The 18,560-nt window shown below is 43.2% G+C and carries 15 protein-coding genes, 1 tRNA gene and 1 pseudogene; 9 read left to right on the forward strand and 8 right to left on the reverse strand.

Annotated features, from left to right (window positions below; all coding sequences use genetic code 11):
* The first annotated feature begins 307 nt into the window (after positions 1 to 307).
* Positions 308 to 398, forward strand: a tRNA-Ser gene (locus tag A1019T_RS09600).
* Positions 399 to 527: 129 nt separating this feature from the next.
* Here the strand turns inward: A1019T_RS09600 and A1019T_RS09605 are convergent.
* From A1019T_RS09605 to A1019T_RS09615, 3 genes are all read right to left on the reverse strand, one after another.
* A complete protein-coding gene (locus A1019T_RS09605; RefSeq protein WP_077451457.1) occupies positions 528 to 1,631 on the reverse strand; it encodes a type I glyceraldehyde-3-phosphate dehydrogenase in 1,104 nt (367 codons plus the stop codon).
* 57 nt (positions 1,632 to 1,688) lie between these two features.
* The gene (locus A1019T_RS09610) at positions 1,689 to 3,692 is read right to left on the reverse strand and encodes an AAA family ATPase (RefSeq protein WP_077451458.1); all 2,004 of its coding nucleotides are present in this window, start codon (positions 3,690 to 3,692) and stop codon (positions 1,689 to 1,691) included.
* A 256-nt stretch (positions 3,693 to 3,948) separates the two neighbouring features.
* Positions 3,949 to 4,608: a hypothetical protein gene (locus A1019T_RS09615; protein ID WP_077451459.1), complete on the reverse strand. Its 660-nt coding sequence runs from the start codon at positions 4,606 to 4,608 to the stop codon at positions 3,949 to 3,951.
* Between the two features lie 256 nt (positions 4,609 to 4,864).
* Here A1019T_RS09615 and A1019T_RS13880 point away from each other — a divergent pair, with 256 nt between their 5' ends.
* From A1019T_RS13880 to A1019T_RS13720, 3 genes and pseudogenes are all read left to right on the forward strand, one after another.
* Positions 4,865 to 5,107 (forward strand): hypothetical protein, encoded by a 243-nt coding sequence (locus tag A1019T_RS13880; protein WP_279626182.1) that lies wholly within the window; start codon positions 4,865 to 4,867, stop codon positions 5,105 to 5,107.
* A gap of 32 nt (positions 5,108 to 5,139) precedes the next feature.
* Positions 5,140 to 5,511 (forward strand): annotated as a pseudogene (locus A1019T_RS13885) (NAD(P)-binding domain-containing protein); the annotation flags it as partial.
* A 78-nt stretch (positions 5,512 to 5,589) separates the two neighbouring features.
* Positions 5,590 to 6,237, forward strand: a complete 648-nt coding sequence (locus tag A1019T_RS13720) for a flavin-binding monooxygenase-like family protein (RefSeq protein ID WP_244156617.1) — start codon at positions 5,590 to 5,592, stop codon at positions 6,235 to 6,237.
* A gap of 138 nt (positions 6,238 to 6,375) precedes the next feature.
* Here A1019T_RS13720 and A1019T_RS09625 read toward each other — a convergent pair whose 3' ends face one another.
* From A1019T_RS09625 to A1019T_RS09635, 3 genes are all read right to left on the reverse strand, one after another.
* Complete coding sequence (locus A1019T_RS09625; protein ID WP_077451460.1) at positions 6,376 to 7,068, reverse strand: 1-pyrroline-5-carboxylate dehydrogenase; 693 nt, start codon at positions 7,066 to 7,068, stop codon at positions 6,376 to 6,378.
* Between the two features lie 73 nt (positions 7,069 to 7,141).
* On the reverse strand, positions 7,142 to 10,357 hold the full coding sequence (gene putA, locus A1019T_RS09630) for a bifunctional proline dehydrogenase/L-glutamate gamma-semialdehyde dehydrogenase PutA (protein ID WP_077451461.1): 3,216 nt from the start codon (positions 10,355 to 10,357) through the stop codon (positions 7,142 to 7,144).
* 466 nt (positions 10,358 to 10,823) lie between these two features.
* A complete protein-coding gene (locus tag A1019T_RS09635) occupies positions 10,824 to 12,119 on the reverse strand; it encodes an NCS2 family permease (protein WP_077451462.1) in 1,296 nt (431 codons plus the stop codon).
* Positions 12,120 to 12,616: 497 nt separating this feature from the next.
* Here A1019T_RS09635 and tolQ point away from each other — a divergent pair, with 497 nt between their 5' ends.
* From tolQ to A1019T_RS09660, 5 genes are all read left to right on the forward strand, one after another.
* Positions 12,617 to 13,357: a protein TolQ gene (gene tolQ / locus A1019T_RS09640; RefSeq protein ID WP_425271954.1), complete on the forward strand. Its 741-nt coding sequence runs from the start codon at positions 12,617 to 12,619 to the stop codon at positions 13,355 to 13,357.
* Positions 13,358 to 13,369: 12 nt separating this feature from the next.
* Positions 13,370 to 13,822, forward strand: a complete 453-nt coding sequence (gene tolR, locus A1019T_RS09645) for a protein TolR (protein ID WP_077451463.1) — start codon at positions 13,370 to 13,372, stop codon at positions 13,820 to 13,822.
* Between the two features lie 18 nt (positions 13,823 to 13,840).
* A complete protein-coding gene (locus A1019T_RS09650) occupies positions 13,841 to 14,743 on the forward strand; it encodes a TonB C-terminal domain-containing protein (RefSeq protein WP_077451464.1) in 903 nt (300 codons plus the stop codon).
* Between the two features lie 309 nt (positions 14,744 to 15,052).
* Positions 15,053 to 16,384 (forward strand): PD40 domain-containing protein, encoded by a 1,332-nt coding sequence (locus A1019T_RS09655; protein ID WP_077451465.1) that lies wholly within the window; start codon positions 15,053 to 15,055, stop codon positions 16,382 to 16,384.
* Positions 16,385 to 16,603: 219 nt separating this feature from the next.
* Positions 16,604 to 16,816 (forward strand): hypothetical protein, encoded by a 213-nt coding sequence (locus A1019T_RS09660; protein WP_077451466.1) that lies wholly within the window; start codon positions 16,604 to 16,606, stop codon positions 16,814 to 16,816.
* 7 nt (positions 16,817 to 16,823) lie between these two features.
* Here A1019T_RS09660 and A1019T_RS09665 read toward each other — a convergent pair whose 3' ends face one another.
* Both A1019T_RS09665 and A1019T_RS09670 read right to left on the reverse strand, forming a co-directional pair.
* Positions 16,824 to 17,444 (reverse strand): flavodoxin family protein, encoded by a 621-nt coding sequence (locus tag A1019T_RS09665; RefSeq protein WP_077451467.1) that lies wholly within the window; start codon positions 17,442 to 17,444, stop codon positions 16,824 to 16,826.
* 142 nt (positions 17,445 to 17,586) lie between these two features.
* Positions 17,587 to 18,555 carry a purine nucleoside phosphorylase YfiH/LACC1 family protein gene (locus A1019T_RS09670; protein ID WP_077451468.1) on the reverse strand — a complete coding sequence of 323 codons (969 nt, stop codon included), beginning with the start codon at positions 18,553 to 18,555 and terminating at the stop codon, positions 17,587 to 17,589.
* Positions 18,556 to 18,560 lie beyond the last annotated feature (5 nt).

Raw genomic sequence — 18,560 nt, forward strand, 5'->3', positions numbered from 1 at the left:
TGCTCAAAACTTAACGCATTGACATAGTTCCACACGAAGTTTACCGAACCGCTTAGACGATTCAGCTCTTTTATGTGGTTGTCTTTAATGCGTAGCTTGAGTGTTTTCATGCCTTTAGTATGGCAAGTTTAATTTTGACTTACAACCCTTTAACGACTTCTTACGACAGTGTGTGTCGCCTTATATCCACCCCCTGAAGTGGGTGGTTTTACGGCGACTGGTGATAAAAAATAATAAATTTTTATTAAAATTCTGGGTCTGTTGCCCTTGCATTCATTCGAAAAATGCTTATAATAGTCAACCTATTGGAGTCGTGGCAGAGCGGTTGAATGCACCGGTCTTGAAAACCGGCAAGGGTTCATAGCCCTTCGAGAGTTCGAATCTCTCCGACTCCGCCAGATATTAAAAGGGCCAACTTAGTGATAAGTTGGCCCTTTTTTATGGTCTAGATTTTAGCAATCATTGTCATTAAAGAACGTTTCTTTTTTAGAGCGTAAGCAAACTTGAACCCAACCCTATTTCGTCCGCTATTTAGCCTGATGTAAGTACAAACACATGTCTAGCAGACGATTGGCATAACCCCACTCATTATCATACCAAGCAAACACTTTCACCTGCGATCCGACTTGCATCAACTGCTGACCATCTACAATGAGCGACTCAGGCTGGTGTATAAAGTCACTAGAGACCAACGGCAGGTCGGTATAGCCCATAATGCCATAAAGAGAGCTTTCTGGCTCACAGGCAGCTTTTAATACCGCTCTTACTTGCTCTAAAGTGACCTGCTTTTCAAAAAGAAAGTTAACATCGATTGCGGCCACATCGATGGTCGGCACTCTAATCGAATGACCATTAATTTTGCCCATCATATTGGGCAAGGTGCGCTCTGTGGCAGCGATACTACTGGAAGTAGTGGGAATGATATTATGACCTGAAGCTCGCGCCCTACGCTTATCTCGGTGTGGTTGGTCCAGCACATTTTGGTCAGCAGTTACCGCATGAATCTCGGTCATCATCACTGACTGAGTACCAAAGGCCTTATCCAGCACATAAATCAGCGGTACCAGTGCCTGTGTGGTACAGGAGACACTGGAGATAATAGGCAGGTTTCGAGTCAAGAAGTCATCGTTGACGCCCATGACGATACTGGCATCGACTTTATCAAAGGGGGCAGCGCCAATGATAACCTGCTTGGCACCGGCACTAAGGTGACGACTGGCATCCTCATAAGATCTAAAATGACCGGTACACTCAAGCACCACGTCTACCTTCAAAGCTTGCCAAGGCAGCTGTTCTGGAGCCGATAGCCCCAGTAAATCTATGCAGTAGGTCTCACCCTCTTTAGTTAGACACAGTTGAGCCGTACCTGACTCAGTTGACTGTAAGCTTGCTTCTACCCCTAGCCTACTGAGTCTGCCATGGGTACTGTCAAACCTCAGCAAATGTAGCAAGGTATCGGCATCTGCAATATCATTAATGGCCACAATATGTACCAAGGTACCTAGCACTTCAAAACGCTCAATTAGAGCCCGAAGCACATTACGCCCAATACGTCCAAAGCCATTGATGGCAACGCGTAAAGGCGCTTTTTTATTAGTAAGGTTAACCGCTGATACTGCAGAAAATGACATAGAAGCTACTTAAAATTAAGAAGTAAACAAAACAACAAAGCCATGAAACACTGAGAATTAATCAATAAAAATTAGAGCCAGGCGAATAGTATTATAGTCTATTTGCTCTTTTAAATATTCATAGATAGGACGAAGCTTAATTCTGTCTTTACTAAACGGATTGATATCCTGCTTACGGTCAGCAGTAGCGCTACTGTCTTCAGAACCTTCTTGAAAGTCATTGGGATCAGCGGCGGCTACAATCGCTTCTACGGCCTCACTCACTTTATCTAAGGTCAGCACATCAGGACGTAAGTGTTCACAGTTTAACTCTGGATATTGACGCTTTAAGCGAGCAACATGTCCCATAATGGTCGCCTGAGCCAGACCTCTAGCTTCAGCAATCTCAGCAATAGTTAAACTCTCCTCTAACAACAGCTTGGTAGCCATTAAGGTACTGTCTGAGTGATCATTTAACTGATTACTCAGTTTGTCTTTTTGTGCCAGCATTTGAGCTTGTTTCTTTTTACGGCTTTTCAAACTCTTCTCAAAAGCTTCAATATAAGCTTTATTCAAAGTACCACCTGATACCAAGACAAATCGCTCATGTGACTCTTCTAACACTTCCGACTTAATTTTCTCAAAAGTTTGCTCCGCCTCGCAAGAGAGTACTTTAAATCTTGCATCTGCTCCTCGAGCCAGAGGATCTAAACGCAAACTTAAATCATTCATGCCCAACAGTTTTAACCCTTCCAAAGATTTAAGACGGGACAGGGCTACATAGCCTTGGCCCAGTTCAAAAGTCTTAGACAAATCAATTTCAGCGGCATCCAAGGTCATCCCTTGAGACTTATGAATGGTAATCGCCCAAGCCAGTGTCAGCGGTATTTGGGTATAGCTGGCTAAAATCTCGCCATTTTCATCCTCTACTACCCACTCCTCTCCTTCAGCGATAACTTGCCGGCCATTGTTGAGCTTAATAACAGGATAGCGATCTGTAGAGACCAAAGCCGTGCTCTCTGACTCATCCTCGCCATCGATCGCAACTATCGTCTCGTCTGTCTCTTCAATATCAATATCCGTAGTCTCAGCTTCTAGGTCATCAGACTCTGAGTCCTCACTTATGGCGCTATGGTCATTACTAGACTTCAACGGCTTTATGGTGGTAAATCCTACCAACTCCCCCATGGTACCGTTAGAGACGCCAAGCTCGTTGTTATTTTTGATAAACATAACTTTAGCGCCCACCTTTAAGGTCAGCTCATCACTAGTTCGCACTGACTTCTTAAGGGTTTCGACCAGCTTATTATCCCCATGAGCTATCGCATTATAGGTAACCGTCTCTCCGTTTAATAAAGCCAGCTCATGCTCATTAATCTTATTGACGTTAACGTTGTGGGTGAATAGTCGAGTTCTATTGATGTCCACGTCCTGATAAAAGGTATTTTGTAGAGCTTCAATGGCTTCAAAGCTTACCCCTTCCTCACCTCGTATTTGATTCAAGATATTATCTAGACTAATGGCATTTTCTTCTTCATCAGTATTTTGACGATGCTGCTCACTCAGATAGCAAATTTTAAACCCCGCCTCTAACCAAGCCTCAGACATGAAGGCAAACTTTTCACGGTTGGTCTCGCCGCGATTGCCCACAGGAGGTAACTGAAAGAAGTCTCCCGCGACGACCAACTGAATACCGCCAAAAGGCTCTTCGCTTTGGCGCATATGCTTCAACACTTGATTGACCGCATTCAATTGCTTGGCATGCAGCATGGAGATTTCATCTATGATAAGCACCGCTGTCTCTCTCAAGCGGTCTTTTAGAATCTTCTTACGTGATAGATTGGCAAGATCTCGCTCACTTAGCTCATCTTTAATACCAATACCCGACCAGCTGTGAATAGTGATTCCGTTCATGTGCGTGGCAGCAATACCGGTACTCGCTGTTGTGGCTACTGGCACACGTCGGGCGCGTAGATAATGGATGTACTCATTTAGCGTATAGGTTTTTCCGGAGCCTGCAGAACCTGTCAAGAATACGTTTTTACCGGTTTTTAAGATATCGAGTGCGGTCGCTTGTTTCATGAGTACGATCTTATGTTATGGGGTATAAAATATTTCTACTTGACCTCCCTCTCAAAAGTGAGGATTTCGCCGACAACGTATAGCGCCAAGGGCTAGGTTATAAGGGCCTAGTAGTCAATGATAGGTTTTAGGGAAAAGTCCATTTTAAAGCACTAAGTCTAAAGTACAAGCTATAAAGCCAAATCTTTAAATCGTTATAAAGCTTATAACACTAACCTCATAGGCTTTATATATTGGCCGGTACTGTTGGCCTTTGCTAAGGCAATAACTGTCTAAAAGTTAAAAAACAGTTATCACCTTCTCCATCGATACACCAACGCATTTTATTTTTTTCTGGCTGATAATCAACGTAAGCAATGATAGATTCACCCTTTTGATCCACCTGCATGCCAGAGCAATCAGGTTCATTATTATCATAAGTGGTGGTAATGGCAATAATGGGTAGGCCCTCTTCTTGATGGTGATATACATACTTACCATAAGTCCACTCGTCACCGCTGGTAGTCAGTACCACATTATCGGCCCCAAAATTATAACGCTCACGGCACTGTGTATTTTGGGCAGTGCTGTTAATTTCATCCACCCTATCCTCAACATCACCCTCCTGGTAACCACTCATAGCCTCTGCCTCATCAGCGGCCGCTTGAGCCTCATAGGCAATACGACTGGACTCTTGAATGGCCAGTATTAGATTTTCTAAATCTTCATTTTTAGCATTGCTTTTATTATCTTGACTCTTAATGGTGGGATTAGGCAAAGCAAAATCAGGCGCGGCCGTAAGATCCAATTCCCACACCCCTGCAATTTCCGGACTTACATGAGTGCTAATAACCGCCTCTTCTATATTGGCACTGTCTGTCGAAAACGATGCTAAGACCGATGCTAGAGTCATAGGGATGAATGAAAGTAATTCCATAGTTTAGCCTTATCTTTTTTTATTATTTCGTATTATTAACCTTACGAATGGCTATCAGGTTAAGCAATTTCTAACTAGTAAACAAGAGAACAATCGTTAACTTTGGTTTATTTGCGTCAGCAAGTGTCGTCAGAAATAACTCAAGATTTATTTGACCTTAAGGCAAAACTGGGCAGTCATTACCCTAAAAAAACTGTTACAAAAATGTTATGGTTACTAACCCCACTAATAAACTTTAATTATATAGGAGATAATTTTGAGTCATAAAAAGATTGCAATATTAGGTGCAGGTCCTAGTGGTCTGGCTCAATTGCGAGCTTTTGAAGCTGCTCGTAAAGCAGGCGTTAAAAACCTACCAGAAATCGTCTGTTACGAAAAACAAAATGCAATAGGTGGCATGTGGAACTATAACTGGAGAACCGGCTTAGATAAAAACGGTGAGCCTGTGCACGGAAGTATGTATGCTACCTATGGTCAAACGGCCCAAAAGAGTGTTTAGAGTTTGCCGATTATTCATTCGAAGAACACTTTGGCGCCCCCATCCCTTCTTACCCTCCTCGCGAAGTTTTGCGCGACTATATTATGGGTCGTCTAGAAAAACAAGATATTAACAAATACATCCGCTTTGAGTGTCCTGTGCGTTGGGTGACCTTCGATGATGAGACCAAAAAGTTCACGGTCACGGTCATGGATCACAAAAAAGGCGAACAAGAAACCAATGAATTCGATCATGTCATCGTGGCGACAGGTCATTTCTCAACCCCAAACATGCCTTACTTTGAAGGCTTAGAGCACTATACTGGACGAGTGCTACATGCTCACGACTTCCGTGATGCTTTAGAGTTTGAAGGCCAAGACATTCTATTGGTTGGCAGTAGCTATTCTGCTGAAGATATCGGCACCCAGTGCTATAAATATGGGACAAAATCAGTCACCATTAGCTATCGTACCCAGCCTCTTGGCTATGAGTGGCCTAAAGGCATCTCTGAAAAACCTTTAGTTACCCATTTTGAAGATGACAAAGCCTATTTCTCAGATGGTACTAGCCAAAAGTTTGATGCGGTCATTATGTGTACCGGGTATTTATTCCACTTCCCATTCTTACCCGATGAGCTTCGTCTGCAGACTCACAACTGTTTATATCCGGCAAACCTATACAAAGGTATCTTCTGGCAGCCTAACCCACAGCTTATATATTTAGGCATGCAAGATCAGTACTTCACCTTTAATATGTTTGATGCGCAGGCTTGGTACGCTCGTGATGTCATTTTAGGTAAGATTGAATTACCTAGCTTAGAGGAGCGTCAAAAAGATGAAGAAATGTGGTTAGAGCGTCATGCTAAGCTGACCGATGCTGACAGCGAAATTGATTTTCAAGCCAGCTATATCCGTGATTTATACAACGCCACAGATTACCCAGAGTTTGAAGTTGAAAAGCAAGGTGAGATTTTTAAACAGTGGAAGAAAGACAAAAAAGAAGGCATTATGACCTTCCGCGAGAAATCTTATCGCTCTACTCTAACCGGTACCTTGGCCCCTGAATTACCTAAGCCTTGGCTAAAAATTATGGATGACTCTTTAGAGCACTTCCTAAATATCACCTTAGAGAAGCCTGCTTGCAGAGCCTAATTGCTTAAGTTAGGTAGAATTAATTAAAAAAGCAGCCTTTATGGCTGCTTTTTCTTGCTTAGGCTATTTATTAAGCTTGTCCAGTCTTGCGACCTCAGCTTAATAAATAGCCTAAAAACAAATCATTTCCTAAGACCTCTAGCCCATACCCAGCTCAATTAAGCTCGCATTACCCCCAATGGCTGTAGTATTCACAGTCTTAACGCGCTCGGTACAAAAGCGTTCTAGATAATCTGGCTGAAACATTTCACTACAGCTCCCCAAATCTGTTACCGCTACCAGCTGCGTTAAAATTCCATCTGTTTCAGAAAGATCTTTGCCAATCTGTAATAGCTCTTGCGGCGTACCCACAGCACCCACAACGGCCAAACGACTGATATTGAGTAGCGTGGTCAGCTCTGAGTCGTTGGTAATGCTCATTACACCGGCATAAACCCCAGACTCATTAAGAACAGCCATAGCATCTTCGCAAAGCTGCTGACGACTTGGATAACGTAAAAACACTTCGTTTCCGGTCAATAAGGCTGCGACCAGGGTGCCTAAGAAAGCAATAGGATTGGCCGATTCAGTGGCCAACACCATAGTTTTTCCGCGAGGAGCTAAATACAAGTCATTAGACTCCCCTGTGGCACCCTCTAAGCGCATAACTTCTTCCAGTTTTTGGGCTTGAGCCAACAAATGATTAAATAAATATTGCGCCTGCTCACCATTAGGGCTGATATCGGCTAACTTTCTACTCGCTTCTGTTAAAATAATGCTGCGCTTTACAGCCCCTAATTGCGCCCAAGCTTCACACTGCTGGGCCTGATTTTCTTTAAATACTTTATTCATGAGCTTATCCTTAATGTCATTGCTTATTGTTATGAGATATCTTGTGTCACATCAAAAGTGGATTGGCGTTGTTTTAAACGTTTTGCCACTTCATCAGTCTAGCCACATAACGTGGACCCCCTGCTTTAGGCCCTGTCCCTGATAACCCACAACCACCAAAGGGCTGCTCACCTACTACGGCCCCGATTTGGTTACGGTTTATATAGGTGTTGCCCACTTTAGTGCGGCTTTCAATATGATCAGCCACGGTTTCAATACGACTGTGGATGCCTAAAGTTAAGCCATAACCTGTGGCATTGATTTCCTCTATAAGCTCATCTAGCTTACTAGCCTCATAACGTAAGATATGCAAGATGGGTCCAAAATGCTCACCGCCAATCACATCAATACCGTCCACTTCAATAGCCGTCGGTAAGACAAAAGTACTATTACTTAGGTTGTTTGCAGACTCTGAGCTGATAGGAGTTTGGGCAATTATACGGGCTCGACTGTCATTACGCATGGCTTCAATATGAGCACGTAGACCTTTTTGAGCATCCTTATCAATAACTGGGCCCACATCAGTGGTCACATTGGATGGATTGCCCACCACCAACTCAGCCATGTTGCCTTTTAGCAGCTCAATGACAGAATCAGCAATGTCCTGTTGTAAACACAACACACGACACGCTGAACAACGCTGACCTGCTGAACCAAAGGCTGATAATACTGCATCTTTCACCACTTGCTCAGGCAGTGCGGTTGAGTCAACAATCATCGCGTTTTGACCCCCAGTTTCTGCAATCAAAATAGGCAATTCTTTAGCCGTATTTTGCTCAGAGCCCGCCTGCACCACTCGCTCAGCAGAATACAGCGACTTATTAATGTGCTGTGCGGTCTGGGTAGAACCCGTAAATACCACCCCATCAATCAAGGGTGATGAGGTCAATGTTGCGCCTACCTCGCCTGCCCCAGTGACAAACTGTAAGGCATATTCAGGCACACCCGCTTGATACATCAGCTGTGCACCAAAATAGGCAATCAAACTGGTCTGCTCAGCAGGCTTAGCAACCACAGTATTCCCTGCAGCCAAGGCACCAACAATTTGCCCAGTATAAATTGCCAAGGGGAAGTTCCAAGGACTAATACAGACCACGGTACCGCGAGCAGTGCGCTTTTGAGTAACTTCATTGCCTGCAATATCGGTAAAAGTATGGGTTTGTTGACTTAAGCGCTCAGCCTCATTGGCGTAATAACGACAAAAATCTACGGCCTCACGAATCTCATCAATACTGTCTTGTAATGTCTTACCCGCCTCTTTGTGACACATAGCCACCAGCTGGCAGTAGTTTTGTTCATACAAGTCAGCGATGCGTTTTAAGATAGCACTGCGTTCAGCGACAGGCACTTGCTGCCACTGACTTTGACCGGCTATTGCGGCCTCGATCGCTTGGCTTGCAAGCTGCGCGTCAGCGTAGACTACTTCACCAGCTACTACCTCATGATCCCAAGGAGCTACTACAGTATGAGCGGTTAACTGTTGCGCTACCGTCTTATCAATTTGTTGACCATTAACAATAGGATTAGCCGACCAAGTATGTTGTAAGTAGCTGTCTACTTGCGCTCTGAACGGCTGCCACTGCGAATCAACGAAGATATTAGGGCCAAAGCTTGCCTGCCTATCAGCATAAATCTCCAGTGGCATTGCAATACGCGGGTTATGCAGCGTCTCATGCTGGATCAGCGTGTCATACGGGTGCACAGTCAACGGCCCTATTGGGTGACTTTTATCTAATAACTGATGCACAAATGAGCTGTTAGCGCCATTCTCTAATAGACGACGTACCAAATAAGGCAGCAAGTCTTTATGTGCACCGACTGGCGCATAGATACGCACCGGAATGTTATAGGCTTGCAAAATGTGGTCATAAAGAGCATCGCCCATGCCATGCAGTCGCTGAAATTCAAAATCTCTGTGCGGACTCATGGTCATCACCGAGGACAAAGTATGAGCGTTATGAGTAGCAAACTGTGGCCAAAGTACCCCACGAATTTGCTCGGTCAATAAGAATCTGGCACAAGCTAGATAAGCCACGTCCGTACCCTCTTTACGGGTCCACACCGGATAGCCAGTAATTCCTTTTTGCTGCGCCAATTTGATTTCATAGTCCCAGTAAGCGCCTTTTACCAAGCGTACTGGAATACGGTCGCCCACTTCTTTTGCCAAGCTGGCCAACCAAGTTAAGACAGACAGAGCTCGTTTTGAATAGCCTTGTACCACCAGTCCTAAGCCATCCCAACCTTGAGTCATGGTGTCACGATATAAAGATTCAAATAGCTTTAAAGATACCTCAAGACGATCCGCCTCTTCTGCGTCGATACTGATATCAACATCGACTTCACGCGCAGCTTCAATCAGCAAGATACAGCGTTGGCGCAATAAGCCTAAGACCTGATCGATCTGTGTGGCTTCATAACGAGGGTGTAGTGCCGACAGTTTGATAGATACTGAAGGCTTAGGCATACCCTCTTTAACTTTGATATTGGCAGTAGAGCGAATGGCGTGTAGATAGTCACTAAAGTACTTCTCAGCATCTTTATGAGTAACCGCAGCCTCCCCAAGCATATCGAATGAATAGGTATAGCCTTTATTTCGATAAGGCTGGCTGTTGCGGTTGGCCTCTTCAATAGATTCACCCAATACAAACTGGTGACCCATAATTTTCATAGCCCTTTGCATGGCGCTACGAATCACCGGCTCACCCATTTTCTTCGTCATACGATCCAAGAAGCCAGCTGCTGTGGTAGAGCTATCAATACTCACCACACGGCCTGTCATCATCAAGCCCCATGTTGAAGCATTGACGATAAAGCCGTTGTCATCTTTTAGATGTTTTTTCCAGTCTGCCACACTCATTTTGTCACGAATCAAGGCATCTGCAGTGGCGTTATCTGGCACCCGAATCAAAGCCTCGGCCAGACTCATCAATAGGATACCTTCTTGGGTATCAAGGCTGTATTCTAATAATAATGAATCTACCATTTTCACAGCTTTATCATTGCTGCGAACATGCTCAACCAAGCTTTTGGTTTGCTCACTAATGGTCTCGCGTTCACTAACGCCATTATTAACTCTAGGCTCTGCTAAAGGCAATAAATGACCCAACCACTCATCTTCATCGGCACTATAAAGAGGCGATATTAATTTAAATAACTCCCTTGAGGGGCGGTCGATGAATTCTGGATTCAATACTTCCTGCGCTGAAAACTGAATAGGGTTTTGTGGATAAAAAGGATTGTTCAAACTCATATCAACTCCATTGATACTAAAAAATATTGATATTACAGGCAAAATGCCAAGCTATTTTTACAGCTAATAAGAGAATCACTAAGGCTAATTTCTTAAATCAAGTAGAATGCCCATAAAGAAACCGCCAGACTCATACCCAACCTAATTAGGAGGTAAGACGGCGGTTCTAGTTCATTCTAAGGGAAATTAAAAACAGGGAATTAAGAATGTTGCGGCTTAGTGAACTCAAGCTGTCTTACTTTTTAACCACTGGGTAATTAATACAATATCGTAATAAATACTCAAAGGTGAATAGGTAATAACAAACTCACTAATGCCTTCTTCTTTTTTTGATGAAGGTTAAGTTATCAACAGGACGTCAAAACTTACCTAAAAAGAAAAACCTCTACGGCGTTGCTTGAGGTTATGAGCTTGATAACCAAATATTAGCATAGTTACCAAGCCCATGGCTACAAAAGGCTATTGATTATAAAAATACAATTTTCGCCAATAAGATAATGGTCAGTACCCAGACTGCCACACTTACTTGATTAAATTTACCAGTTAATACTTTTACCACGGTATAAGTGATAAAGCCTAACGAGATACCATCCGCAATTGAGTAAGTTAATGGAGTCAACAGCAGGACTACTGCCACAGGAGCCGCTTCAGTCAAGTCTTCCCAATCAATGTCTTTCAGGGTATATAACATCAGTACCGAAACATAGAAAATAGCGCCTGCAGTGGCATAAGCGGGAATCATGCCAGCCAATGGAGCAAAGAAGATACTTAATAGGAACAATACGCCTACAGTCACAGCCATAAGACCTGTACGACCACCAGCCGCCACACCTGCTGTACTTTCAACAAAGCTCGTGGTTGATGAAGTCCCTAGTAACGAGCCGGCCACGGTCGCTGTAGAATCCGCTAATAAAGCTTTATCTAAGTTGGGGATGTCGCCATTTTTATCCACTAAGCCTGCTTTGTTAGTTACCCCAATTAGGGTGCCTGAGGTATCAAACAAGTCGACGAATAAGAAAGCAAAAATCACACTGATCATGCCAATATCAAACGCACCCGCAATGTCTAGCTGCATAAAAGTAGGTGCAATAGGAGGTGGCATGGACATTACACCATCAAAGGGCACATTTCCAGTAATAACCGCAATAACGGTCACTGCCAAAATACCAATAGTTACCGCACCTGGGATATTACGATAGACCAAACCAATGATTAAAAAGAAGCCCAAAGCCGCCATCATAGGAGAGAACTGTTGTAAGTCCCCTAGACTGACAAAAGTGGCTTCATTAGCTACGATAACGCCTGAACTCTTCAAGGCAATAAAAGCCAAGAAAGCACCAATACCAGCAACAATACCTTGCTTTAAGCTATTTGGAATGGCATTAATAACCCACTCACGAATTTTGAATAAGCTTAAGAAAACAAAGATACAGCCTGATAAGAAGACCGCCCCTAAGGCCGTCTGCCAGGTATACCCCATACCCAGTACTACGCCATAGGTAAAGAAGGCATTTAGCCCCATACCTGGCGCCAAAGCTACTGGAAGACGGGCATAAATACCCATAATGAAACAGCCTACTGCTGCAGCCAAACAAGTGGCCACAAACACTGCCCCTCTATCCATGCCTGCATCTGCAAGAATGTTTGGGTTAACAAAAATAATGTATGCCATCGTTAAAAACGTAGTAAGTCCTGCTAGGACTTCGGTTCTTATCGTGGTGTTTTGACCGTCAATGCCAAAATAGCGCTCAATTGCATTCATAGGTAGTAGCCTGAGTATATTTGCGTTGAAAAACCAAAAGGTGGTGCTGCTTAGGGAAAATAAAATAACCTTACTTTTTGATTAACCAAAAACAGACAATGAGAAATACTGCATTAATATAATAAAAAAAGGACAGATTATATAGGATTCGCGTTAAAACTAGTACACCTTTGACCCACAATTCATCAAATTCTATGCAAATTTTTATATTATTAATCAGTAGGAGCAGTATTTGAAGGGAATCTAATTATTGCTTTAGTTTATAAGGTTATTTGAAAGTAGTAGAATCAGCGCTGGTTAAGGTATAATGTAGCCCTGCTATATTAGACCCGCTTGTATTTTTATTTATATTTATACTAACGTTTATAAATACAACCGATACTTAAAAAAATCATATTTAAAATGATACTAGCAGCTACTCCAAATTTAGCCTTATCTCCACTATTTTCCCTTACGTTCTATTTTATTTAGCCTTTATAACCTCAAGTGAGTTATTCATGTCAGAGCTGTCAGATTCTATCAACCTTATTAGTCTTATCACCAATGCCAGCTTATTGGTTCAAATTGTTATGGGTATCTTATTATTAGCCTCCATTATTTGCTGGGTGCTAATTTTCCGTTTGAGCGCACGACTGGGGACAGCCAAACGCCAAGATCAGCATTTTGAAAACTGGTTTTGGTCAGGAGAAGATTTGGCGAAGTTATATCAAGGCATTCAGAACTCACCGGATCGTCATGGTCTGGCCAATATATTTTATGTGGGCTTTTCTGAGTTCTTACGCATGAATAAAAAACGTCAACCTAAAGATCATATTATTGATGGGGTTGAGCGTAAACTTCGTGTAGGACTTGGTCGTCAGCAACAATCACTCGAATCAGGCTTAGGCGTGTTGGCCAGTATCGGTTCAGTGTCGCCTTACATTGGTTTGTTTGGGACCGTTTGGGGGATTATGAATGCCTTTATTGGTTTATCTGAAGCCTCTCAAGTTAGTCTTTCTGCGGTTGCCCCAGGTATTGCCGAAGCTTTGATTGCCACTGCTATGGGCTTATTTGCGGCTATCCCAGCGGTTTTAGCTTACAACCATTTTACAGGTAAGGCTGCTGGTATTTATGACAGCCGTGCCCTATTCTGTGATGAGATGACGGGTATGCTACAGCGTGAGACTCACGAAACAGCTACTTCTACTCAAGATGATCCTGCGGTTGCTGCTCAAAATGTTCAGTCCCCTCTGGTATAAAAGGAGCACGTTATGAAAGCCAGCCCCTTTTCAAGACATAAAAAAGAGCTAAATGCCTCAATGAATGTGGTGCCCTACATTGATGTGATGTTGGTGTTACTGGTCATCTTTATGGTGACCACCCCCATGCTGACCACAGGCGTTGACGTTGACTTGCCTAAAGCCAGTACCGAAAATATTGCCACAGGGGCTCAAATGCCGGTGATTATCTCTCTAAAAAGTAATGGGGAGATTTATATGAGCTATGAAAATAATATTGATACGCCTGTGCTTGAAGAAGCATTAATTGAAACCCTTATTGGTTTACAAAACAATTCGCAAGGCAATGAGGTGCAAGTCATGATTAATGCTGACCAAAATAATCAGTATGGTATGGTGATGCAATTAATGGCTAACCTTCAAAAAGCAGGGGTAAAAAAAGTAGGCTTATTAACCGGTCAGCCCCTACCTAGTAATATAAACTAAAACTTTGAGACTATTACCTTGCTAAATCGAGCGCCCAGTGTTTACGTTCCTGTAGAGCCTGAAGATAATGGCATCGCCCTGCCAGCTATCTTAAGCTTAATCGTGCATGGCTCTATATTGGCATTTATTGCTTTGTCTTACCAAGTGCCTAAAATTGAAGACAACCAGGCTATTGAGACTACTATCATCACCCCTGAGGAATTGGCAAGCTTGCAAGCGGATATTCAAGCCAACCGCGAGACTCTTGCTGCTGGCGGTATTCCTGCGACTCCCGAAATTAGCCAGCAACAGCCAGCTACCCAAAATGACCCATCTTATATTGGTAGTGAGTCTGCCTTCTCAAGAGGCATATCTTCTATTTTTAATAGATCAGTAGAGCCTACCCCTGAGCCTATGGGTGCTAATGACAGTAGTGACCCTGTCTTTACTGAATTAAATGAACTTCCGGATATTGGCGGCGCAGAAGATTTTTCAGATACTACGGAAGTAACCTCTACTATTGAGGAGTCAAAACCGATAAACAGCGCCCCAAAAGTGACCGCCAACACCACTAACCAAGGTCAGCTTAGTGCCACCTTCCCCTCTGGGACTGATAGCAATAAAAACAAATCCACTTCTGGCACAGGAACCGCCTCACAATCAACAGGCAGTGGTAACAGCAAAGCCAGTAGTGGTGATGTTAGTGGCGCGTTGGTAAGTTTAATTGAACCACATTGGAACCCACCAGTAGGCAAGGTTGGCGCTGCTGTCTCGGTTTCAGTGACCGTAGATGAAAACGGGAATGTGTTAAGTGTCAATGCCAATACTTCTGATGCAGCACTAAAGGAGTCTTTAGAATCTGCAGTCAACCGAGCAAGTCCACTCACCCCAGTTATCGGCACCAACAAACGCAGATTGAAACTTAACTTCGTCGTTCGATAAATCAGTTAAATGGAAAGTTTGAATATTTCAATAATAACTGAGGGTTTAGGCTTAGCTTTAACCTTTAATATTTAACCTTTAAAAGATTTATCCTCAATCAGACTGTCTTTAACTGCTTATCTGACCAAGTCAATTTTCTTGATAAGCTACTTTGCTAAAGCGGGTAATATTAAGGAGCTATAACACATCCTTAGCATGTGGATTGATTAACGCCGATGGCTGTTGTAAGTTACTGTTTTTAGCTTTACTTCTTGCTCTGTCCTTTATATGCTCCTCTTATCCAAATTTTAAGATAGGCTTTATAACTCCATGAAAAAAAATAAAATGATAAATGCTGAGCCCCTAACCCCTCGCTCTCAAAAACAATTAACTACCAGCTTGTCTTGTGCCCTCTTGGCATCACTAGGCCTGTTGGTCGGCGTAACCGCCCATGCAGAAGAAGACTACGACTTAGAAGTTACCATCTCCAAAAAAGGAGAAGTAAGTCAAAACCAAGTGGCCTTCGTCCCTTTTGCTGGTGATAGCAACACCTCTCAAATTATCCAAAAAGATTTACAGGCCACTCCCTTAAAAGTGACCAGCGAAGGCTTGATTGGTCAGCCCCATACCCGCGATGATTTAGCGGCAACGCTACCGGCTTGGCAGCAACTGGGCATTCCGTATATGGTCATTGGTAGCAGCAAAAGCGTTGCTGGTAATACCACCATTACTTTTGAAGTGATTGAAGTGGCCAAAGGTAGAATTATCAAAGGCACTCAGACAGTCACAGCAGCCGACAGTAAGACAGCCGCTCATAAAGCCTCAGGCCTTATTTATGAGTTAATTACCGGTAAGAAGTTAGACCTAAATGCTCGAATCATCTATGTAGAGGAACAAGGCAGCGGTAAATCAAAAACTTCTGCTTTAGTATTAGTAGATGCTGATGGTAGTAACAAACGCGTTCTAACCCGCGTCACTGATGCCACTATTTATAGCCCCGCTGTGTCTCCTGATGGTCGTTCAGTCGCCTACTCTGTACAGTTAAAAAACAACAGTGCTCACTTATGGAAGTATAACCTTCAGAACAGCCAACTGACTCGCTTAGTCGACATGAAAGGCAGTAGTTTGAACCCTAGCTTCTCCTCCGATGGCTCAAAGATTTTATTCTCGAGCACCGTAAATGGGGATGCAGACATTTATCGCGTTAATAGCAATGGCGGTAAACCAGAATTAGTGATGTCTGGTCCTTATGAGCAGGTTACACCAAGCTACGCGCCTAATGGTAGCTTCGTCTATGCCTCTGATCACGCCAGCCCTAACCGTCCAAGCATTTATCGCTATAACTTCTCCGGATCACCGGTAAGAATCTCACGAGGCGGCTATGCTACCAACCCCAGTTACAGTCCTGATGGCACAAAGATTGGCTTCTTAAGTGGACGCAGTGCAGCCATCATGAGCAATAATGGTTCTATTATTGCCAACTTTGGAGCTACTGGATTGGACGAAGCGCCTAGGTTCTCACCGAGTGGGGAACGAGTGGTGTATTCTCAAGGGGCCAAAAAAGGTAATTTGGTTATCCGTTATGTAGACGGGGGCAAAGTAATTACCCTACCTACTGAGGGTATTGCCAAATCTCCAATTTGGGTTCCTAGCGCCAAATAGCTAGTATTTCCCTTTTTACATATACTCGTTTTCAGTTAAGTAAAAAAAATCTCAGTTTTAAACTGAGATTTTTTTATTTAATCAGACTTTTATTTAATGAGACTAGGAGAAAGCCATTGCACTCTATCTTACTTAACGCTTACTATGTTCAATGGTTGCAGGATTAAAATATTTTTTGATGCTGCAACATCCTTCAATAATCTATGATAGTGATTCTTTATGTTTTTATTGCTAAAAAAATCTATATTATTACTAGGACTAACGGGTTTAACCGTCATTATGAGTGGGTGTCAAAACATTCAAATGGCAGAAAGCCCCATTCCTGTTACTGCCGATTTTCCTCGTCCTTTAATCGTCAGTAGTCCATCAAATCCAAATCTAACTCCTACTGACAACCAAGAAATACCGCTAGTTTCTAGCTCTAAGCCATAACTAGAGATTAGTCTTCTTTATTCAGCTGCAGTTTTGGGGGCTGATTAATCAAGGTTTGTGCCAGATGTTCGCCGAATAACTTGGCTGAATTAATATCTCCCTCCCCTGGCGTCACCTCTGGTGAATCATTACCCGATTGGGTCATTAAGCCCATAAAACTTGATAAGCGGTTGATGTCTTGCTCGCTATGGCCCGTAGGCATTACCGGAAAGCCTGCCCAGTTCATACCATGCTGCATGCTAAAGCCACAAATCTGTTGTAGCGCCGCTAGCTTATCTCCGCTTAGTCCACCCGAGTTGGCAAATCCTGCTGCCCACTTACCATGCCATTTACGATGAAACCAGCGCTTAGAAGTACTGTCCATAAAGGTCTTAAACTCAGCGGTAATACTGCCCATATAAACTGCACTACCGAAGACCATCATTTGGGCAGCATCGGCAAACTCCCAGTCCATATCATCTACATCTAACGCTCGGACTTCTACTTTATCTTGGGCATAGTCTCGGGCACCTTGTTCGATAGCCAGGGCAACTTTACGGGTATGTCCATAATTACTATGGTAGATAACAGCCATCTTCAGTCCTTCATCCAGCGGACTGGAGTTTACAATACTAGCTTTATCAGTCATGAGTGGTAAACATCCTAATATTAGATAAAGGGCCTATTTAACCTAACCTAGACCCAATTTGCAAATTTAGCCAACAATCTACAACACAATAGGCTCAAGTATGTGGCTGGTTCTCTTTGTAATAACTGCATAGACTAGAAGCCTAGCTGTTAAGTTTAACAATTAATAGCGCCATACGGCCGGTATTGGCCTCGCCTAAATGAGTCTTTCTACGATAAGAATAATAGCTGCTATCCTGATAGCTACAAGCCAAAGCAGGACTAGCTTTTGATTCATCACCCAATATTGTAGATTGTTCAACTGCTATACCTAATTGCTTAAGCTGCAACTGCGCCAGTCTAGGCAAATCCAACCAAGCTTTATTGGCCTCCTCAAGCTCCGCAACAATTTTAGACCTAACATCTTCTGTCTTCATGCCCATTTTTTCACAGCCAAGCAGCAGCTTATCGACCACATCATAAGACACTTCATAACAGGGTTGAGTGATACAGGCGCCTATCCAAGCTTGTAAAGGCTGAGCTTCCCCTCTCTCAGAGGATGAGTTAGAGTTTAGTGATTGAAATTTAATAAGCTCATTATAAGTCTCAAAAACCACCCCATTGGCCAGCCCCTGCCAGCCGGCATGAATGGCTGCAACTTGCTGCGAGTTTGGATCATAAATCACAATGGGTACACAGTCTGCAGTCATAATGGCCAAGGCTTGATTGGGCTTAGCTGTGACCAAAGCATCCGCTGCAGGGGGAGTTAAAGACAAGTTGTCTAAGTACTCATCCTCGATACGAATCACTTGGTTACTGTGAATCTGACTTAACCAATAAATAGCTTCAACCCCAGAGCCTTTGTTTTGCTGAGCCAAATACTCATTGATTAGACTAAGTAGCTGCGCTCTGTTATGTAGCACTTGAGCCGGATCATCATTGACATGCAGACCTAAATTAAAGCCACCGTAACTGTTGTTCTGGCCTTTTTGTTTGTTAGCCGCTGTTTGTGTATCAGTGGCAGCCAAGTCAGCTCCAGCATTGGTTTGAATGATTAATATCTCATCGGTATGAGCCAACACTTGAAACGGCTTTTCATGGCTGGTATTTAATGTAATGGGATTGGGCGTCATAAGCG

It is taken from the genome of Psychrobacter piechaudii (genome assembly GCF_900162825.1).
Taxonomy (GTDB): Bacteria; Pseudomonadota; Gammaproteobacteria; order Pseudomonadales; family Moraxellaceae; genus Psychrobacter; species Psychrobacter piechaudii.

Coding starts and splice junctions, on each gene's coding strand:
- tolQ (WP_425271954.1), top strand. CDS start 12,617: ATGTCAGAGCTGTCAGATTCTATCAACCTTATTAGTCTTATCACCAAT.
- A1019T_RS09635 (WP_077451462.1), bottom strand. CDS start 12,119: ATGAATGCAATTGAGCGCTATTTTGGCATTGACGGTCAAAACACCACG.
- A1019T_RS09660 (WP_077451466.1), top strand. CDS start 16,604: ATGTTTTTATTGCTAAAAAAATCTATATTATTACTAGGACTAACGGGT.
- putA (WP_077451461.1), bottom strand. CDS start 10,357: ATGAGTTTGAACAATCCTTTTTATCCACAAAACCCTATTCAGTTTTCA.
- A1019T_RS09610 (WP_077451458.1), bottom strand. CDS start 3,692: ATGAAACAAGCGACCGCACTCGATATCTTAAAAACCGGTAAAAACGTA.
- A1019T_RS09625 (WP_077451460.1), bottom strand. CDS start 7,068: ATGAATAAAGTATTTAAAGAAAATCAGGCCCAGCAGTGTGAAGCTTGG.
- A1019T_RS09655 (WP_077451465.1), top strand. CDS start 15,053: ATGAAAAAAAATAAAATGATAAATGCTGAGCCCCTAACCCCTCGCTCT.
- A1019T_RS09670 (WP_077451468.1), bottom strand. CDS start 18,555: ATGACGCCCAATCCCATTACATTAAATACCAGCCATGAAAAGCCGTTT.
- A1019T_RS09615 (WP_077451459.1), bottom strand. CDS start 4,608: ATGGAATTACTTTCATTCATCCCTATGACTCTAGCATCGGTCTTAGCA.
- A1019T_RS09665 (WP_077451467.1), bottom strand. CDS start 17,444: ATGACTGATAAAGCTAGTATTGTAAACTCCAGTCCGCTGGATGAAGGA.
- tolR (WP_077451463.1), top strand. CDS start 13,370: ATGAAAGCCAGCCCCTTTTCAAGACATAAAAAAGAGCTAAATGCCTCA.
- A1019T_RS09605 (WP_077451457.1), bottom strand. CDS start 1,631: ATGTCATTTTCTGCAGTATCAGCGGTTAACCTTACTAATAAAAAAGCG.